Origin of the sequence: Mycobacterium europaeum (assembly GCF_034555895.2) — a bacterium.
Taxonomy (GTDB): domain Bacteria; phylum Actinomycetota; class Actinomycetes; order Mycobacteriales; family Mycobacteriaceae; genus Mycobacterium; species Mycobacterium europaeum.
In genome coordinates this window covers 2,916,916-2,932,228 of the sequence record NZ_CP157315.1, presented here as the reverse complement: position 1 = coordinate 2,932,228, position 15,313 = coordinate 2,916,916, and the positions used below count along the sequence as shown (strand labels likewise).

The following is a 15,313-nucleotide window of genomic DNA, read 5'->3' as shown; positions in this document are numbered from 1 at the left end:
GGGCATCTGCGGGGCCGTGGCGGCTGTGATGCGATAGACCGGTGACCCGAGCTGATGACGACCCCGCCCGGCTGCGCACGGTCGCCGAGACGTTGGCCACGGAAGCCGCCGCGTTCGTGCGGCGTCGCCGGGCCGAGGTGTTCGGCGAAGCCGCGGCGGGGTCGAAACTTTCCGGCGACGGCGCGGTGCGGTCGAAGACCACCCCCACCGATCCGGTGACCGTCGTCGACACCGAGACCGAGCACCTGCTGCGGGACCGGCTGGCCGAATTACGGCCCGGTGACCCGATTCTGGGCGAGGAGGGCGGCGGGCCGACCGATCCCGCGGGCAAGCCCGCGGACGCGGTCACCTGGGTGCTCGACCCCATCGACGGCACGGTGAACTTCGTCTACGGCATTCCGGCGTACGCGGTGTCGATCGGTGTGCAAGTGGGCGGCGTGTCGGTCGCGGGCGCGGTCGCCGACGTCGTCGGCGACCTTGTCTACTCCGCGGCGACCGGACTGGGCGCGCACGTCATCGACCAGAACGGGGTTAGGCCGTTGCGGTGCGCCACGGTGGACGACCTGTCGATGGCGTTGCTGGGCACCGGTTTCGGTTACGCACGCCAGCGCCGGGCGGCGCAGGCCGACTTGCTGGCGCGGTTGCTGCCGGTGGTGCGCGACGTTCGGCGCATCGGTTCGGCGGCCCTGGATCTGTGCATGGTCGCGGCGGGCCGGCTCGACGCGTTCTACGAGCACGGCCTGCAGCCATGGGATTGCGCCGCGGGGGCGCTGATCGCGGCCGAGGCGGGGGCCCGGGTCTTCCTGCCGCCGCCGGAGATCGACGGCGCGGGGCTGGTGCTGGCCGCCGCGCCGGGGATCGCCGAGCAGCTGCTGGCCGCCCTGGACGAAATCGACGGCCTGGACCCGATTCTCGACTGAGCCGCGTCAGCAGCTGCTGGAGTGGATCTTGGTGAGCAGCGCGGGGTCGGACGGCTCGGTGGCACCGGGGCGCAGAGTGGCCAGCACGGCGTCGATGTCGTCGTTGTGGGCCAGTGCGGTGAAGTCCGTCCCCAGCGCCAGGTCGACGGAGTCGTCGGCGCGGCTGTCGTTGAACAGCTCCATGCAGGGCGCGACCAGCCAAACCGCTGCCGCGGTGGCCTGCCCGGCCGTGCCGAACCGGATCTGGCCCTCGCAGGTGAGCCGGGTGCCGGTATAGAGGGGATCGTTGGCGGCGGTCGGCTGAGCAAACCCGAGGTCTTTCAGCGCGCCGGCGACGTCGCCGGCCTGTCCGCCGCGGCCGCTGGCGTTGAGCACGCGGACCTTGGTGTCGCTGAGCTTGGCGGGCGTGACGTCCATCATCGCGCTTCGCGACACCTGCTCACCGAGCTGGGCGGGCGCCGATCCGGTCGCTTTCGGCGGCGGGTTGCAGACCGCGACCTCGTGCACCTTCGCCGGCCGGGTCAGCGCGATGGTCCACGCCACGGCCGTCGCCACGACGAGGAAGACCACCACGACGATCGCGGGCCGGGGGTTGCGGCGCCGAAAGGGCCGACCGTGCTTGTCAAAGGCGGTACCCTCGGTGATTTGTGCGACCACAGGTGCACTCTAGTCGCACGGTAAACGCACTGTTCAAAGGCGAACGCAAGGCCCACAATGGTGCTGTGACGTAAATCACACGTTAATGGGCCGCGATACGGGCACGAATCATTTGGTGGATGCGTTCGACGCTGGTACAAAGCGATGCCTGGCATTAGAGGCATGAAGAGGCAACAGGGCAGGGGAACAGGTATGCCTACCGACTACGACGCTCCACGGCGCACCGAGACCGACGACGTCTCGGAAGACTCGCTGGAGGAGCTCAAAGCACGACGCAACGAGGCGGCGTCGGCCGTCGTCGACGTCGACGAATCCGAGACCGCTGAGTCTTTCGAGTTGCCTGGCGCCGACCTGTCCGGGGAAGAACTGTCGGTGCGTGTCATCCCGAAGCAGGCTGACGAGTTCACCTGCTCGAGCTGTTTTCTGGTGCAACACCGCAGCCGGCTGGCCAGCGAGAAGAACGGCCTGATGATCTGTACCGACTGCGCGGCTTGACCGTTTTCGGGGTCAGCTTCGCAATGCCGACAGCACCCGCTCGGGATGGCGGCAACTCACCAGCCAGTACGGCGTCGGGTCGTCCGGATCGTCGAGTACCACCAGGACCATCGGCCCGACCCATGCCCGATGCAGCACGTAGGCCGCCGGGTCGAGCTGGCGGCCCAACGCGGCGGACTTGGCCGGCGGTTCCACCACGGCGGAGCGGGCGATCGCGGTGACCGGCAGGTGCGCCTCGCCGGCCCATAGCTCCACCCCGCCCGGGGCGCTCGGGTCGGCGGTCACCCGGATCTCGATGCGGCCCAGCCACAACAGCGTGCCGGCCGCCACCGCGAAAAGCGTCGCGTACGGCAGCCAGGACGGCCGGGGGGCCACACCCATGTTGACTTCGAAAGCGATGAGCCCCGCCAGGCCGAAGCCCAGCGGCCACCACCACCATGGCACCCACAGTCGTTCGCGATATCGCACGCTGTGCGGTGCGACGCGCGTACCGGACACGCAGTCAAGGGTAATCTGTGGCCCCGTGTCAACCAGTCTGGCCATCGTTCGCCTCGATCCCGAGCTGCCACTGCCCACGCGCGCCCATCAGGGCGACGCCGGCGTCGATCTCTACAGCGCGGAAGACCTCAAGCTGGAGCCGGGACGACGCGCCCTGGTGCGCACGGGCGTGGCCGTCGCGATTCCCTTCGGAATGGTCGGCCTGATTCACCCGCGTTCGGGATTGGCTTCTCGCGTGGGGCTTTCGATCGTCAACAGTCCGGGCACAATCGACGCCGGCTATCGCGGCGAGATCAAGGTCGCACTGATCAATCTGGATCCGGCCGAGCCCATCGTGGTGCATCGCGGCGACCGCATCGCCCAGCTGCTCGTGCAGCAGGTCGAGCTGGTCGAGCTGGTCGAGGTGTCGTCGTTCGACGAGGCGGGCCTGGCCGAAACCTCCCGTGGCGATGGTGGCCACGGTTCCTCCGGCGGACATGCGAGTTTGTGAGCGCGCCGGCGACCATGCAGAGAGGAGTCCGCGATGAGGTGGGGGAATCACCCGCTTGCGGGGGAGGGCGGCGCTGATGGCTGGATTCGGTAAGCGCGCACGCAAAGACGACAAGGACGAGACCGCGGCCGGCCCGGCCGGCGACATCGTCACATCGCCCGGCGACGCGGCCTCCGAGGTCGAAGAACTCGAGGGACCGTTCGACATCGACGATTTCGACGACCCGTCGGTCGCCGAGCTGGCGCGCCTGGACCTGGGGTCGGTGCTCATTCCCATGCCCGAGGCGGGTCAGCTGCAGGTCGAACTGACCGAGACGGGAGTTCCCAGCGCCGTGTGGGTGGTCACGCCCAACGGCCGCTTCACCATCGCCGCCTACGCGGCACCGAAGACGGGCGGCCTGTGGCGCGAAGTCGCCGGCGAGCTCGCCGAATCGCTGCGCAGGGACTCGGCCCAAGTCAGCATCAAGGACGGACCCTGGGGCCGCGAGGTCGTCGGCTCCGCCTCCGGCGCGGTGCGCTTCATCGGGGTCGACGGTTACCGGTGGATGATCCGCTGCGTCATCAACGGCCCGCACGAGACCATGGAAGCGCTCGAGCAGGAGGCGCGAGCCGCGTTGGCGGACACCGTGGTTCGCCGCGGTGACACACCGCTTCCGGTGCGTACGCCGTTGACGGTGCAGCTGCCCGAGGCCATGGCGCAGCAATTGCGGGAAGCCGCGGCCGCCCAGCAAGCCCAGGCGCAACAAGAGCCGCAGGAAGGGGCCAATGAGCCGGCGGCGCGGCGCAGCGCCGAGGGCTCGGCCATGCAGCAGCTGCGCACCACCACCGGGGGCTAGTGGACTCGTGGCGATCGCGAGCGCGGCGTAGCCGGGCGCTGCGGGTCGCCACCATCAAGCCTCGTGGTGATCGCGAGCGCGGCGTAGCCGGGCGCTGCGGGTCGCCACCATCAAGCCTCGGCGAGGGCGGCCAGGCACGCCGCGCCCAGCGCGGCCGGATCCGAGCCGATCTCGTCGAGCGTCACCGTCCGCAGCGCCGCCCGCGGCGCGGCGTCGACCCACTCCACGCCCACCCGCAACGGATGGATGGGGTCATCGACCGCGGCCGCCACGGCCAGCGGGGCCGCGAGCCCGGCCAACTCCGCTCGGTTCGGCGCCACGTAGGCGGCGGCCTCGTCCATGGCGTCGGGCAATTGGGGCCACTGGGCGCGCCACGACCGCGCCAGCTCGTCGGCCAGCCATGGCGGGCTCGACGCCCGCATCTGGCCGGTGGTCGTCGCCAGCCCGTCGGCCCGCAGCTGCGATGCGGTGTGGCGCGCCGCGAGGGCCGCGGGCGCCGCCTCGGGCGCACCGGCCCAGGCCGGCAGCGCGGCCAGCACCGCGACCGCCTTGTCCGGGTGGGCTAGAGCCCAGGCGACCGCCACCGCCGCGCCGATCGACACGCCGCCGACGGCGATCGGGCCCGTTTGCGCGGCGGCATCCAACGCGGACAGGTAGCCGTCGATCAACCGGTCCGGGTGGGGCGGCGGCGCCACCAACACGGCGCCGGCGTCGCGCAGCGGACCGGAAAAGGCCCGGCGAATGTAGTCGTCGTCGGAGCCGGTACCGGGCAACAACACGATGGTGACACCCCGCAGATCCACAGCCACCCCCAGATAGTGCCCCGGTGTTCACCTGCGCTCCAACACGACGTTTGATTGGGTTGGCGCGGGGGAACCAAGGGGTCTACGGTGTCCGTTGGCATAAATGGAAGCGCCAAGGCTTATCAGCATTGTCAGGAGGGGCCATGGGGGCCCAGGGATATCTGCGCCGGCTCAGCCGCCGATTGACGGAGGCTCCGGAGCAACGCGACTCCGAAGAGTTGTCCGACGAGGTAGAGAGCGCCGGCGCGCAACGGGCGATCGATTGCGAGCGCGGCCAAGAGGTCACGATGATCGGCACGCTGCGCAGCGTGGAATGTAACGGCAAGGCCTGCGCGGGCGGTGTCCGCGCCGAGCTGTTCGACGGCAGCGACACCGTGACCCTGGTCTGGTTGGGGCAGCGCCGGATACCCGGCATCGACTCCGGCCGCAAGCTGCGGGTGCGGGGCCGGCTGGGCACGCTGGAGAACGGCAGCAAGGCCATCTACAACCCGCACTACGAAATTCAGCGGTGACACGACCCGGTGATCCGGGGGCGGGTGCGGAAGCCCACGAGTCGGGCTCGCCCGACCGCGCGACCGTCGACCGCATCACGGTGGAACGTCTGATCCGGCAGGCGGGTGGGGTCAGCGGCGTCATCTATTCGTCGCTGCCCGTTGTGATCTTCGTCATTGCCTCGTCGGTGTCGGGCTTGTTCGCGGCGATCGTGTCCGCGCTCGCGGCGGCCGCACTGGTCCTGGTGTGGCGGTTGATTCGGCGGGAATCCCCGCAGCCGGCATTCTCCGGATTCTTCGGCGTCGCCATCTGCGGCCTCGTCGCCTACGTCATGGGGGAGTCCAAGGGTTATTTCCTGGTGGGCATCTGGATGTCGTTGCTGTGGGCGGTAGTCGTCGCGGTCTCGGTCGTCATCCGCCGGCCGCTGGTCGGTTACGTGTGGAGCTGGGCCACCGGGCGCGGTCAGGGCTGGCGCGATGTCCCTCGGGCCGTCTACGCCTTCGACATCGCCTCGGGATGCTGGGTGCTCGTCTTCGCCGCCCGATTCGTCGTGCAGGGCATGCTCTACGACGCCAACCGGACCGGTTGGCTGGCCGTCGCGCGCATCGCGATGGGGTGGCCGCTGACCGTGGCGGCCGCGCTGGCGACGTATTTGGCGATCAAGTCCGCGCTGCGGGCCATGTCCGCGACCGGTGACGCCGGCGTCGGGGTCGAGGCCGGCTCCGACTAGTCGGTCAGCGCCGGGCCGTCCGGCAGCAGCAGCTTGCGCAGGTCCTCTTCGGCCTCGGCGACCGCGACGAAGAGCAGCTCGTCGCCGCCCTCCAGCGGCTCGTCCGCCTCGGGCACGATCACCCTGGGGCCGCGCAGGATGGTGACCAGCGCGGCGTCGCGGGGCAGCTGCAGTCGACGCACCGGCTTGCCGCCCCAGGGGGTGTCATCGGGCAGGGTGATCTCGACGAGGTTGGCCTGGCCCCTGCGAAACTCCATGAGGCGCACCAGATCACCGACGGCGACGGCCTCTTCGATGAGCGAGGCCAGCATCCGTGGGGTCGACACCGCCACGTCCACGCCCCAGGCGTCGGTGAACAACCATTCGTTGCGCGGGTCGTTGACCCGGGCCACCACCCGGGGCACCGCGAACTCGGTCTTGGCCAGCAGGCTGAGCACGACGTTGGCTTTGTCGTCGCCGGTCGCGGCCACCACCACGTCGAACTCGTGCAGGTGCACCGACTCCAGCAGGCTCAGCTCGCAGGCATCGCCGAGCCGCCAGTGGGCGGCGGGGATGGCGTCCACGTCGACGTGGTCCGGGTTGCGCTCGATGAGTGTCACGTCGTGGCCGTTGCCGATGAGTTCGCGGCTGACGGAGCGGCCCACCGCGCCGGCCCCGGCGACAGCTACCTTCATTTTCGCCGCTCCTTACGAATCTTCACTGGGTGGCAGGGCCGCGATGGCCACGGCCTCGGCGGCGCGGCCGGAGATCGCGGCGACGTAGACCTGATCGCCGGCCTGGATCACCGTCTTCGGTTCCGGCAGGACGCCGGTGCCGAACCGGATCAGGAACGCGACGCGGGCGCCGGTGGCCTGTTCGAGATCGGTGACCCGATGCCCGATCCACTCCTCGTGCAGGACGACCTCGGAGACGGCCACCGTGCCGGTCGGGTCCCGCCATTTGGCGGTCTCGGTTTCCCGCAGCAGCGCGTTGAGGAGGCGGTCGGTGGTCCAGGGCACGGTGGCGATGGTCGGGATGCCGAGGCGTTCGTAGACCTCGGCGCGCTTGGCGTCGTAGATCCTGGCGACGACGCGCTTGACGCCGAAGGTCTCGCGGGCCAGCCGCGCGGAGATGATGTTCGAGTTATCCCCGGATGACACGGCGGCGAACGCGTCCGCCTCCTCGATGCCGGCTCGCAGCAGCACGTCCCGGTCGAATCCCTGGCCCAGCACCCGCTCGCCGGCGTACTCCGGGCTGAGCCGGTTGAACGCGGTGCTGTCGCGGTCGATGACCGCGACGTCGTGGCCGATCCGCGATAGCCCGTCGGCCACCGAGGAACCGACGCGGCCGCAGCCCATCACCACTACTCGCACTTTCCGATCCTCTCGGCTGCGCCCTGTGTTCTGAAATCGGCAACCCACGCCGGCCAGCCGATTTCGCGTCGGCAAACATTCTCGCCTACGAAGCTACCGCCAAACCCTTGTGGGCTTACTCTTGGCTCTCGTGTCCAAACTTTCAACCGCAACGCGTCGGTTGCTAATTGGCCGGCCCTTTCGCAGCGACCGGCTCAGTCACACCCTGCTGCCCAAGCGGATCGCCTTGCCGGTGTTCGCCTCCGATGCGTTGTCGTCGGTGGCCTACGCACCCGAGGAAGTCTTCCTGATGCTCTCGGTGGCCGGCGTCAGCGCCTACGCGCTGACGCCCTGGATCGGGCTGGCCGTGGCCGCGGTGATGCTGGTCGTGGTGGCCAGCTACCGGCAGAACGTGCATGCCTACCCGTCCGGAGGGGGCGACTACGAGGTGGTCACCACCAACCTGGGCGGGACGGCCGGCCTGGTGGTGGCCAGCGCGCTGATGGTCGATTACGTTCTCACCGTGGCCGTTTCGACGGCGTCGGCGATGGCGAACATCGGCTCGGCCATCCCGCTGGTGGCCGAGCACAAGGTGTGGTTCTGTGTGGCCTCGATCCTGCTGGTGATGGCGTTGAACCTGCGCGGCATCCGCGAGTCGGGGGTGGCGTTCGCGATCCCCACGTATGCGTTCATCGTCGGCGTGTTCGTGATGATCGGCTGGGGGCTGTTCCGGATCTTCGTGCTGGGTAATCCGCTGCGGGCGGAGTCGGCCGGCTTCCAGATGCACGCGGAGCACGGCCAGGTCGTCGGCTTCGCGCTGGCGTTTCTGGTGGCGCGGTCGTTTTCGTCGGGTTGCGCGGCGCTGACCGGTGTGGAGGCGATCAGCAATGGGGTCCCGGCGTTCGAGAAGCCCAAGTCGCGCAACGCGGCGACCACGCTGCTGATGCTGGGCGGGATCGCGGTGGCCCTGCTGATGGGCATCATCGTGCTGGCCCAGCAGATCCGGGTTCAGCTGGTCGAGGATCCGGCCAGGCAACTGACCGGCACCCCGCCGGGCTACTACCAGAAGACCCTGGTCACCCAGCTGGCGGAAACGGTGTTCGGCAGCTTCCACATCGGCTTCCTGCTGATCGCCACGGTGACCGCCCTCATCCTGGTGCTGGCGGCCAACACCGCGTTCAACGGCTTCCCGGTGCTCGGTTCGGTGCTGGCGCAGCACAGCTACCTGCCGCGCCAGCTGCACACCCGCGGGGATCGGTTGGCGTTCTCCAACGGGATCCTGTTCCTGTCCGGGGCGGCCCTGTTGGCGATCATCGCGTTCCACGCCGAGGTCACCGCCCTGATCCAGCTCTACATCGTCGGCGTGTTCATTTCGTTCACGTTGAGCCAGATCGGCATGGTGCGGCACTGGACCCGGTTGCTGCGCACCGAGACCGACCCACGGGCGCGGCGCAAGATGATGCGTTCCAGGGTCGTCAACACCGTCGGATTGCTTTCGACCGGCGCGGTTTTGCTGGTCGTGCTGGTCACGAAATTCCTCGCCGGCGCGTGGATCGCGCTGTTCGCCATGGGTTTGCTGTTCGTGATGATGAAGATGATTCACCGGCACTACGGCACCGTCAGCCGGGAGCTGGAGGAGCAGGCCGCCGCCCAGCACGACGTGGTGTTGCCCAGCCGCAATCACGCCCTGGTGCTGGTGTCCAAGTTGCATCTGCCGACGCTGCGCGCCCTGGCGTACGCCCGCGCTACCCGTCCGGACGCGCTCGAGGCGCTCACGGTCAGCGTCGACGAGGGGGAGACCCGCGAGTTGGTGCACCAATGGGAAGAGAGCGACATCAGTGTGCCGCTCAAGGTCATCGCCTCGCCCTACCGCGAAATCACCCGCCCCATCCTCGAGTACGTCAAGCGGGTCAGCAAAGAGTCGCCGCGCACCGTGGTCACCGTGTTCATCCCCGAGTACGTGGTGGGCCACTGGTGGGAGCAGTTGCTGCACAACCAGAGCGCGCTGCGGCTCAAGGGCCGGCTGTTGTTCATGCCCAACGTGATGGTGACTTCTGTTCCGTGGCAACTGACTTCGTCGGAGCGGCTGCAGGCGCTGCAGCCGCATGCGGCACCGGGTGACGCTCGCCGGGGAATCTTCGATTGACCCGCGGATCACCCGGCCCGCCCCACGGGGTGCTGCCGCCGTGCGATGAGCTGACGTTGGTCACCGGCGCCCCGGCCAACGGCGGCAGCTGCGTCGCGCACCACGAGGGGCGCGTGGTGTTCGTCCGCTACGCGCTGCCGGGCGAGCGGGTGCGGGCCCGGGTCATCGCCGACCGCGGATCTTATTGGCACGCCGAGGTTGTCGAGGTGCTCGAGCCGTCGGCGGACCGCATCGAGTCGCTGTGCCCCATCGCCGGGGTGGACGGCGCCGGGTGTTGCGATTTGGCCTTCGCCGCCCCGGAGGCGGCCCGCGCGCTCAAGGCGCAGGTCGTCGCCAACCAGCTGGAGCGACTAGGCGGACACCGCTGGGACGGTGCGGCCGAACCCCTGTCGGACTCGGGGCCGACGGGCTGGCGCACCCGCGTCCGGCTCGATGTCGGCGCCGACGGGCGCCCCGGCTTTCACCGGTATCACAGCGACCAGCTGGTGACCGATCTGCGCTGCGCGCAGTTGCCGGCCGGCATGCTCGACGGGCTCGCCGACTCCCCGTGGCCGCCGACCGCCCAATTGCACGTCGCCGTCGACGATGACGGTGCGCGCCACGTGGTGCGCACCCTGCGGCAGGGCAGGAAGACGGCGACCAAGGTGGTGGAGGGCCGCTACGAGGCCGTGCAGCGGGTGGGCGGGCGCAGCTGGCAGATCCCGGTGACCGCCTTCTGGCAGGCGCATCGCGGCGCGGCCGCGGTGTACAGCCGGCTGGTCGCCGACTGGGCGCAGCCCGGTCCCGGCATGACCGCCTGGGACCTCTACGGCGGCGCGGGCGTCTTCGCCGCCGCGCTCGGCGCCGCGGTCGGGGAGTCCGGGCGGGTGCTGTCCGTCGACACCTCGCGCGCGGCCACGCGCGCCGCCCGCGTCGCGCTGGACGACCTGCCACAGGTGCACGTCGTCACCGACTCGGTGCGGCGGGTGCTGGGTACGCAACGGGCGGGCGCCGACGTGGCCGTGCTGGATCCGCCGCGGGCGGGCGCCGGGCGCGAGATCATCGACCAACTGGCCGCCGCCGCCGTGCCGAGGGTGGTGCACATCGGTTGCGAGGCAGCGTCTTTCGCGCGCGACATCGGCCTCTACCTCCGCCACGGCTATGCCGTCGAAAAGATCAAGGTGTTCGACGCGTTCCCGCTCACCCATCACACCGAATGCGTCGCCCTGCTGACCCGGGTGTAGCGGCGTCATAGGGCGACCAGACCGCCGTCATCGCAACGCGTTCGCCGGTGCTGTTTCGCGGGAGCGGATAGACTCCGTCGCGGTGTGCCGGGAAGTCTGGTCGGCGATGTCCTCGATGTCCCTGTCGACCAACCGAAAGGCATGAGTGCCTACCGCCAAGACGCCGTCCCGTCTCCGGGTGCCGCAATCGTGAACGACGATCTTCGGTTCGCGCTCATCATCTTGTTCTCCAGCGCGGTCGGTCTGGTCGCGGTGCTGGCGAACCGTCTGACCGAGCGGGTCAAGGTCCCCGTGCCCCTGCTCGTGCTCGTCGGAACGGCAGCGGTGGTGCACTCGGTACCGGCGGTGCAGCCTCCGACCGAGCGGATCGTGCAACAGGTCATCACCGTCGCGCTGGTGCTGGTGCTGTTCGACGGCGGGATGCATATCGGGCCTGCCCGGTTCCGCAGGGCGGTTGCCCCCATCCTGTCGGTCGGCGTCCTGGGCACCGGCCTCACCGCCGCCGGCGCCGCCTTGGTGCTGCATTACGCCTGCGGAATCAGCTGGTTTCCCGCGGTGCTCGTCGCAACCGCGGTGGCTCCCACCGATCCGGCCGTGGTGTTCTCGGTCCTGGGCAAACGCGAAATCAGGGGCCGCAGCAGCACCATCCTGGAGGGCGAGTCCGGCGCCAACGATCCGGTCGGCATCTCGTTGATGTCCAGCCTGATCGCCGCCGGTGGCCTCAGTGCGGCCGGATTCGCCAGCGTCGGAACCCAATTCGCTCTGCAGATGGCGATCGGCCTGGCCGTGGGGGTGATCGGCGGCCGCGCCCTGCTCGTCTTCATGCGCCGCGTCGCGCTGCCGAGCGAAGGCCTCTACCCGCTGCGAACGCTGGCCTCGAGCCTGATGCTGTACGGCATCGCCACGCTTGCGCACGGGTCGGGATTTCTGGCGGTGTTCGTCGCCGGCATCGTGATCGGTGACGCGCGCGCCCCCTACAAGCCCGAGATCAAGCGATTCCACGCCGCCCTGGCCGGTCTGGCCGAAATCGTCGCGTTCGTCGTGCTGGGTCTGACCGTCGACCTCAACGCGCTGACCCACCCCGACGTGTGGATACCCGGGCTCGCTGTCGGCGCGGGGCTGACGGTGCTGATTCGCCCGCTGGCGGTGAGCGCCTGCCTGCTTGGCGTGCAACTCGAGCGAAACGAGCGCCTCTTCATCCTGTTCGCCGGCCTCAAAGGGGCGGTGCCGATTCTGCTCGGCGAGTTGCTGCGGGCCGCGCACGTTCCCAACGCCGAACGCCTCTACGGCATCGTGGTCGTCGTCGTGATCTTCTCGGTTCTGGTGCAGGGCAGCTCGGTGCCCGGCGTCGCGAATCTGTTGCGGCTGCCCATGCGCACGGTGGAGACCCAGCCGTGGGAGATAGGGGTGCGGCTCGCGGACGAACCGGAGGGGGTCCATCGCCTCAGCGTCGCCAAGGGGTCCGCCGCCGAGGGGTGCACGGTAGAGGGGCTCAGTGACCGTGTCGGCGACATCTGGGTGAGCATCGTGGTCCGCACCACCGGCCTGGTGCCGGTGCGAGGGAACACCGAACTTGAGGCCGGCGACGAGGTCGTCGTGCTGGCGGACCCCGAGCTGCACGACACCCTGGTCGAGCTTTTCGGGCCCCCGTAGGCCGGCGACCTCCGGCTCCCTGTTGTTCCGGCGCTCGCTGCGTAGACTATCGGGATGCTGGAACAGATTCGCGGGCCCGCTGACCTGCAACACCTGTCCCAACAACAGCTGCGTGAACTCGCCGCCGAGATTCGCGAGTTCCTGATCCACAAGGTCGCAGCCACGGGTGGGCATCTCGGGCCCAACCTCGGGGTGGTCGAACTGACCCTCGCGCTGCATCGGGTGTTCGACTCGCCGCACGACCCGATCATCTTCGACACCGGCCATCAGGCGTACGTCCACAAGATGCTGACCGGGCGCGCGCAGGATTTCGAGGGTCTGCGCAAGAAGGGCGGGCTGTCGGGCTATCCGTCGCGCGCCGAGAGCGAGCACGACTGGGTGGAGTCCAGCCACGCCAGCGCGGCGCTGTCGTACGCCGACGGGCTGGCCAAGGCGTTCGAGCTGACCGGTCACCGCAACCGGCACGTGGTCGCCGTGGTCGGGGACGGCGCGCTCACCGGCGGCATGTGTTGGGAGGCGCTGAACAACATCGCGGCGTCGAAGCGCCCGGTGATCATCGTGGTCAACGACAACGGCCGCAGCTATGCGCCGACGATCGGCGGCGTCGCCGATCACCTGGCCACCCTGCGGCTGCAACCGGCCTACGAGCAGGCGCTGGCGAAGGGCCGCGACGCGGTGCGCTCGATGCCGCTGCTCGGCGAGCTCGCCTACCGGTTCATGCACAGCGTCAAGGCCGGCATCAAGGACTCGCTGTCCCCGCAGCTGCTGTTCACCGACCTCGGGCTCAAGTACGTGGGACCGGTCGACGGCCACGACGAGCGCGCGGTGGAGGCGGCGCTGCGCCACGCGCGCGGCTTCGGCCGGCCGGTGATCGTGCACGTCGTCACCCGCAAGGGCATGGGTTACGCCCCGGCCGAGGACGACGAAGCCGAGCAGATGCACTCCTGCGGCGTCATCGATCCGGTCACCGGGCAGGCCACCAAGGTCGCCGGGCCCGGGTGGACCGCCACGTTCTCCGATGCGCTCATCGGCTACGCCCGGAAACGCCGCGACATCGTGGCGATCACCGCGGCAATGCCCGGCCCCACCGGGCTGAGCGCGTTCGGGCAACAGTTCCCGGACCGGCTGTTCGACGTCGGCATCGCCGAGCAACACGCCCTGACGTCGGCGGCCGGCCTGGCGATGGGCGGCATGCACCCGGTGGTGGCCATCTATTCGACGTTCCTCAACCGGGCCTTCGACCAGATCATGATGGACGTGGCCCTGCACAAGCTGCCGGTCACCATGGTGCTCGACCGGGCGGGCATCACCGGCTCGGACGGCGCGAGCCACAACGGCATGTGGGACATGTCGATGCTGGGCATCGTGCCCGGCATGCGGGTGGCCGCGCCGCGCGACGCCACCCGGCTGCGCGAGGAACTCGGTGAGGCGCTCGACGTCAACGACGGCCCGACCGCGCTCCGGTTCCCCAAAGGTGATGTGGGCGAAGACATTCCGGCCATCGAGCGGCGGGGCGCCGGCACCTCGGCTATCGACGTGCTCGCCGTGCCGGCCGAGGGGCTGAACCACGACGTGCTGCTGGTGGGCGTCGGGGCGTTCGTCCCGATGGCGCTGGAGGTCGCCAAGCGGCTGCACAACCAGGGGATCGGCGTGACGGTGATCGACCCGCGGTGGGTGCTACCGGTTTCCGAGGCGGTCCTCGAGCTCGCCGGCCGGCACAAACTGGTCGTCACGTGCGAGGACAACGGCGTCAACGGCGGCGTCGGGTCGGCGGTGTCCGCGGCCCTGCGCGCCGCGGACATCGACGTGCCGTGCCGCGATGTCGGCCTGCCTCAGCGGTTCTACGAGCACGCCTCGCGGGGCGAACTGCTGGCCGAGCTGGGGCTGACCGATCAGGACGTGGCCCGCCGCATCACCGGCTGGGTCGCCGCGCTGGGCAGCGCGGTCACCGAGGCGGAGATCCGCGAGCACCTGGATTAGGCGTGCTGCTTCGGCGGTGCGACGCTCAGGTCGAGGCCGGAAAATGGGTGACGTGAGCCAGCGCAGCTCGCCTTAGACTGGGAGCGGTAGTGGGCCATGCCGTCACCCGAGGACGAAGGACATCACATGACCGCAGGGATGCACCCGCAGCTGGCCGAGGCCATGGAGTTCGGGCAGCGGTTCCAGTCCGCCCTCGAAGATCAGATGCACCGAACCAACACCGAAACCTTCACCGCGACAGACGAAGGCAAGACCGTCGAGGTGACGCTGAACGGGCGCCGCGGGATCACCGATCTCCATATCGAGGATGGCCTGTTGCGGCTGGGCGCCGAAACGGTCGAGCAACGCGTCAACGAGGCCCTGCGCAACGCGGCGGCTGAGGTGAACGCGGCCAACGAAGCCCAGCATCGGCAGCTCGTCGAGTCACTGGCGGGCATCGCCACGCTGATGACGGAGTCACTGGGCCTGGCGTAGCCGAGCTCCCAACGGCGGCAACGGTTCCGCTGCCGGGGCCAAAACCGTCATTCGGTCGCGTATCGGGTGGCGAACACGTGGGCCTGGGTCTCGGCGGCCCGCTCCGGCGACGTGAGTTCCATGCCGTACTCCAGGAGGTCGCGCACGGCATCGGGATCATCCGCCCCCAATTCGCGCATGTTTTGCAGCAGGAAGTCGTGCTGGGCCGCCTGCCCCTTCTGGGTGGCCAGGTGCGCGATCACAATAATCTCCTCGGCCAGTTCGGCTTCGGTCATGCTGGCCACCTTCTCCGAGAGGGCGACTTGCTCGATTCCGCCGTCGCCGAGCGCCGACACCGATACCGTCCCGGGCGGGTTGGTCACGGTGAACAGCGGGATGACGTCCTCCTCGTCGTCCTCCTCGGGAGCCCCAGCCTGTGCGGCGAGTACGGTCGCGGTGTCTACGGGCTCGGCGGCCGCGTACTCCGGCGCCGGCTCGAGCGGGGAGTCGTCGCCACCGTCCTCGGCGGCGGCGAAGCTGAGGGCAGTCAGCGCGTCGGGTTCGCGGTCGGCCGCGGTGTCGCCGGTGGGCGCGAAGTTCATTGCGG

The 15,313-nt window shown here is 69.6% G+C and carries 17 protein-coding genes; 11 read left to right on the top strand and 6 right to left on the bottom strand.

From position 1 onward, the window contains the following. Positions 1 to 41: 41 nt before the first annotated feature. On the top strand, positions 42 to 920 hold the full coding sequence (locus U8D42_RS13070) for an inositol monophosphatase family protein (protein WP_322860075.1): 879 nt from the start codon (positions 42 to 44) through the stop codon (positions 918 to 920). A gap of 6 nt (positions 921 to 926) precedes the next feature. Here the strand turns inward: U8D42_RS13070 and cei are convergent, their stop codons facing one another. Next, entirely contained in the window at positions 927 to 1,577 is a 651-nt protein-coding gene (cei, locus tag U8D42_RS13065) for an envelope integrity protein Cei (RefSeq protein WP_085240016.1), read from the bottom strand. Between the two features lie 192 nt (positions 1,578 to 1,769). Here cei and U8D42_RS13060 point away from each other — a divergent pair, with 192 nt between their 5' ends. Further along, a complete protein-coding gene (locus U8D42_RS13060) occupies positions 1,770 to 2,072 on the top strand; it encodes a DUF4193 domain-containing protein (protein ID WP_007171590.1) in 303 nt (100 codons plus the stop codon). 12 nt (positions 2,073 to 2,084) lie between these two features. Here U8D42_RS13060 and U8D42_RS13055 read toward each other — a convergent pair whose 3' ends face one another. After that, positions 2,085 to 2,570 (bottom strand): DUF3093 domain-containing protein, encoded by a 486-nt coding sequence (locus U8D42_RS13055; RefSeq protein ID WP_085240017.1) that lies wholly within the window; start codon positions 2,568 to 2,570, stop codon positions 2,085 to 2,087. 25 nt (positions 2,571 to 2,595) lie between these two features. Between U8D42_RS13055 and dut the strand changes: the two genes are divergently transcribed. Together dut and U8D42_RS13045 are read left to right on the top strand one after the other, a co-directional pair. Beyond that, complete coding sequence (gene dut / locus U8D42_RS13050) at positions 2,596 to 3,060, top strand: dUTP diphosphatase (protein ID WP_322860076.1); 465 nt, start codon at positions 2,596 to 2,598, stop codon at positions 3,058 to 3,060. Between the two features lie 76 nt (positions 3,061 to 3,136). After that, positions 3,137 to 3,895 (top strand): DUF3710 domain-containing protein, encoded by a 759-nt coding sequence (locus tag U8D42_RS13045; protein ID WP_322860077.1) that lies wholly within the window; start codon positions 3,137 to 3,139, stop codon positions 3,893 to 3,895. Between the two features lie 110 nt (positions 3,896 to 4,005). Here the strand turns inward: U8D42_RS13045 and U8D42_RS13040 are convergent, their stop codons facing one another. Further along, a complete protein-coding gene (locus U8D42_RS13040) occupies positions 4,006 to 4,704 on the bottom strand; it encodes an alpha/beta hydrolase (RefSeq protein WP_322860078.1) in 699 nt (232 codons plus the stop codon). Positions 4,705 to 4,841: 137 nt separating this feature from the next. Between U8D42_RS13040 and U8D42_RS13035 the strand changes: the two genes are divergently transcribed. Both U8D42_RS13035 and U8D42_RS13030 read left to right on the top strand, forming a co-directional pair. After that, complete coding sequence (locus U8D42_RS13035; RefSeq protein WP_085240021.1) at positions 4,842 to 5,210, top strand: OB-fold nucleic acid binding domain-containing protein; 369 nt, start codon at positions 4,842 to 4,844, stop codon at positions 5,208 to 5,210. Beyond that, positions 5,207 to 5,920 carry a DUF3159 domain-containing protein gene (locus U8D42_RS13030; RefSeq protein ID WP_431523765.1) on the top strand — a complete coding sequence of 238 codons (714 nt, stop codon included), beginning with the start codon at positions 5,207 to 5,209 and terminating at the stop codon, positions 5,918 to 5,920. The genes U8D42_RS13035 and U8D42_RS13030 overlap by 4 nt, the downstream gene beginning before the upstream one ends. Here the strand turns inward: U8D42_RS13030 and U8D42_RS13025 are convergent. Next, positions 5,917 to 6,594, bottom strand: coding sequence for a potassium channel family protein (locus U8D42_RS13025; RefSeq protein WP_085240023.1), 678 nt, complete (start codon positions 6,592 to 6,594; stop codon positions 5,917 to 5,919). The genes U8D42_RS13030 and U8D42_RS13025 overlap by 4 nt on opposite strands. 12 nt (positions 6,595 to 6,606) lie before the next feature. Then, positions 6,607 to 7,272, bottom strand: a complete 666-nt coding sequence (locus U8D42_RS13020; RefSeq protein WP_167542764.1) for a potassium channel family protein — start codon at positions 7,270 to 7,272, stop codon at positions 6,607 to 6,609. Positions 7,273 to 7,402: 130 nt separating this feature from the next. Between U8D42_RS13020 and U8D42_RS13015 the strand changes: the two genes are divergently transcribed. The 5 genes from U8D42_RS13015 to U8D42_RS12995 all read left to right on the top strand — a co-directional run bounded on the left by U8D42_RS13015 (position 7,403) and on the right by U8D42_RS12995 (position 14,727). Then, positions 7,403 to 9,397, top strand: a complete 1,995-nt coding sequence (locus tag U8D42_RS13015; RefSeq protein WP_085240024.1) for an APC family permease — start codon at positions 7,403 to 7,405, stop codon at positions 9,395 to 9,397. A 29-nt stretch (positions 9,398 to 9,426) separates the two neighbouring features. Then, positions 9,427 to 10,620 (top strand): class I SAM-dependent RNA methyltransferase, encoded by a 1,194-nt coding sequence (locus U8D42_RS13010; protein WP_322860190.1) that lies wholly within the window; start codon positions 9,427 to 9,429, stop codon positions 10,618 to 10,620. Positions 10,621 to 10,809: 189 nt separating this feature from the next. Then, a complete protein-coding gene (locus U8D42_RS13005) occupies positions 10,810 to 12,273 on the top strand; it encodes a cation:proton antiporter (RefSeq protein WP_322860079.1) in 1,464 nt (487 codons plus the stop codon). A 54-nt stretch (positions 12,274 to 12,327) separates the two neighbouring features. Beyond that, the gene (dxs, locus tag U8D42_RS13000) at positions 12,328 to 14,253 is read left to right on the top strand and encodes a 1-deoxy-D-xylulose-5-phosphate synthase (RefSeq protein WP_322860080.1); all 1,926 of its coding nucleotides are present in this window, start codon (positions 12,328 to 12,330) and stop codon (positions 14,251 to 14,253) included. 126 nt (positions 14,254 to 14,379) lie between these two features. Beyond that, positions 14,380 to 14,727 (top strand): YbaB/EbfC family nucleoid-associated protein, encoded by a 348-nt coding sequence (locus U8D42_RS12995; protein WP_322860081.1) that lies wholly within the window; start codon positions 14,380 to 14,382, stop codon positions 14,725 to 14,727. A 47-nt stretch (positions 14,728 to 14,774) separates the two neighbouring features. On the opposite strand, the gene U8D42_RS12990 is transcribed toward U8D42_RS12995, so the two are convergent. Then, positions 14,775 to 15,308, bottom strand: coding sequence for a hypothetical protein (locus tag U8D42_RS12990; protein WP_322860082.1), 534 nt, complete (start codon positions 15,306 to 15,308; stop codon positions 14,775 to 14,777). Between the last annotated feature and the right edge of the window lie 5 nt (positions 15,309 to 15,313).

Coding starts and splice junctions, on each gene's coding strand:
- U8D42_RS13060 (WP_007171590.1), top strand. CDS start 1,770: ATGCCTACCGACTACGACGCTCCACGGCGCACCGAGACCGACGACGTC.
- U8D42_RS13045 (WP_322860077.1), top strand. CDS start 3,137: ATGGCTGGATTCGGTAAGCGCGCACGCAAAGACGACAAGGACGAGACC.
- U8D42_RS13035 (WP_085240021.1), top strand. CDS start 4,842: ATGGGGGCCCAGGGATATCTGCGCCGGCTCAGCCGCCGATTGACGGAG.
- U8D42_RS13025 (WP_085240023.1), bottom strand. CDS start 6,594: ATGAAGGTAGCTGTCGCCGGGGCCGGCGCGGTGGGCCGCTCCGTCAGC.
- dxs (WP_322860080.1), top strand. CDS start 12,328: ATGCTGGAACAGATTCGCGGGCCCGCTGACCTGCAACACCTGTCCCAA.
- U8D42_RS12995 (WP_322860081.1), top strand. CDS start 14,380: ATGACCGCAGGGATGCACCCGCAGCTGGCCGAGGCCATGGAGTTCGGG.
- U8D42_RS12990 (WP_322860082.1), bottom strand. CDS start 15,308: ATGAACTTCGCGCCCACCGGCGACACCGCGGCCGACCGCGAACCCGAC.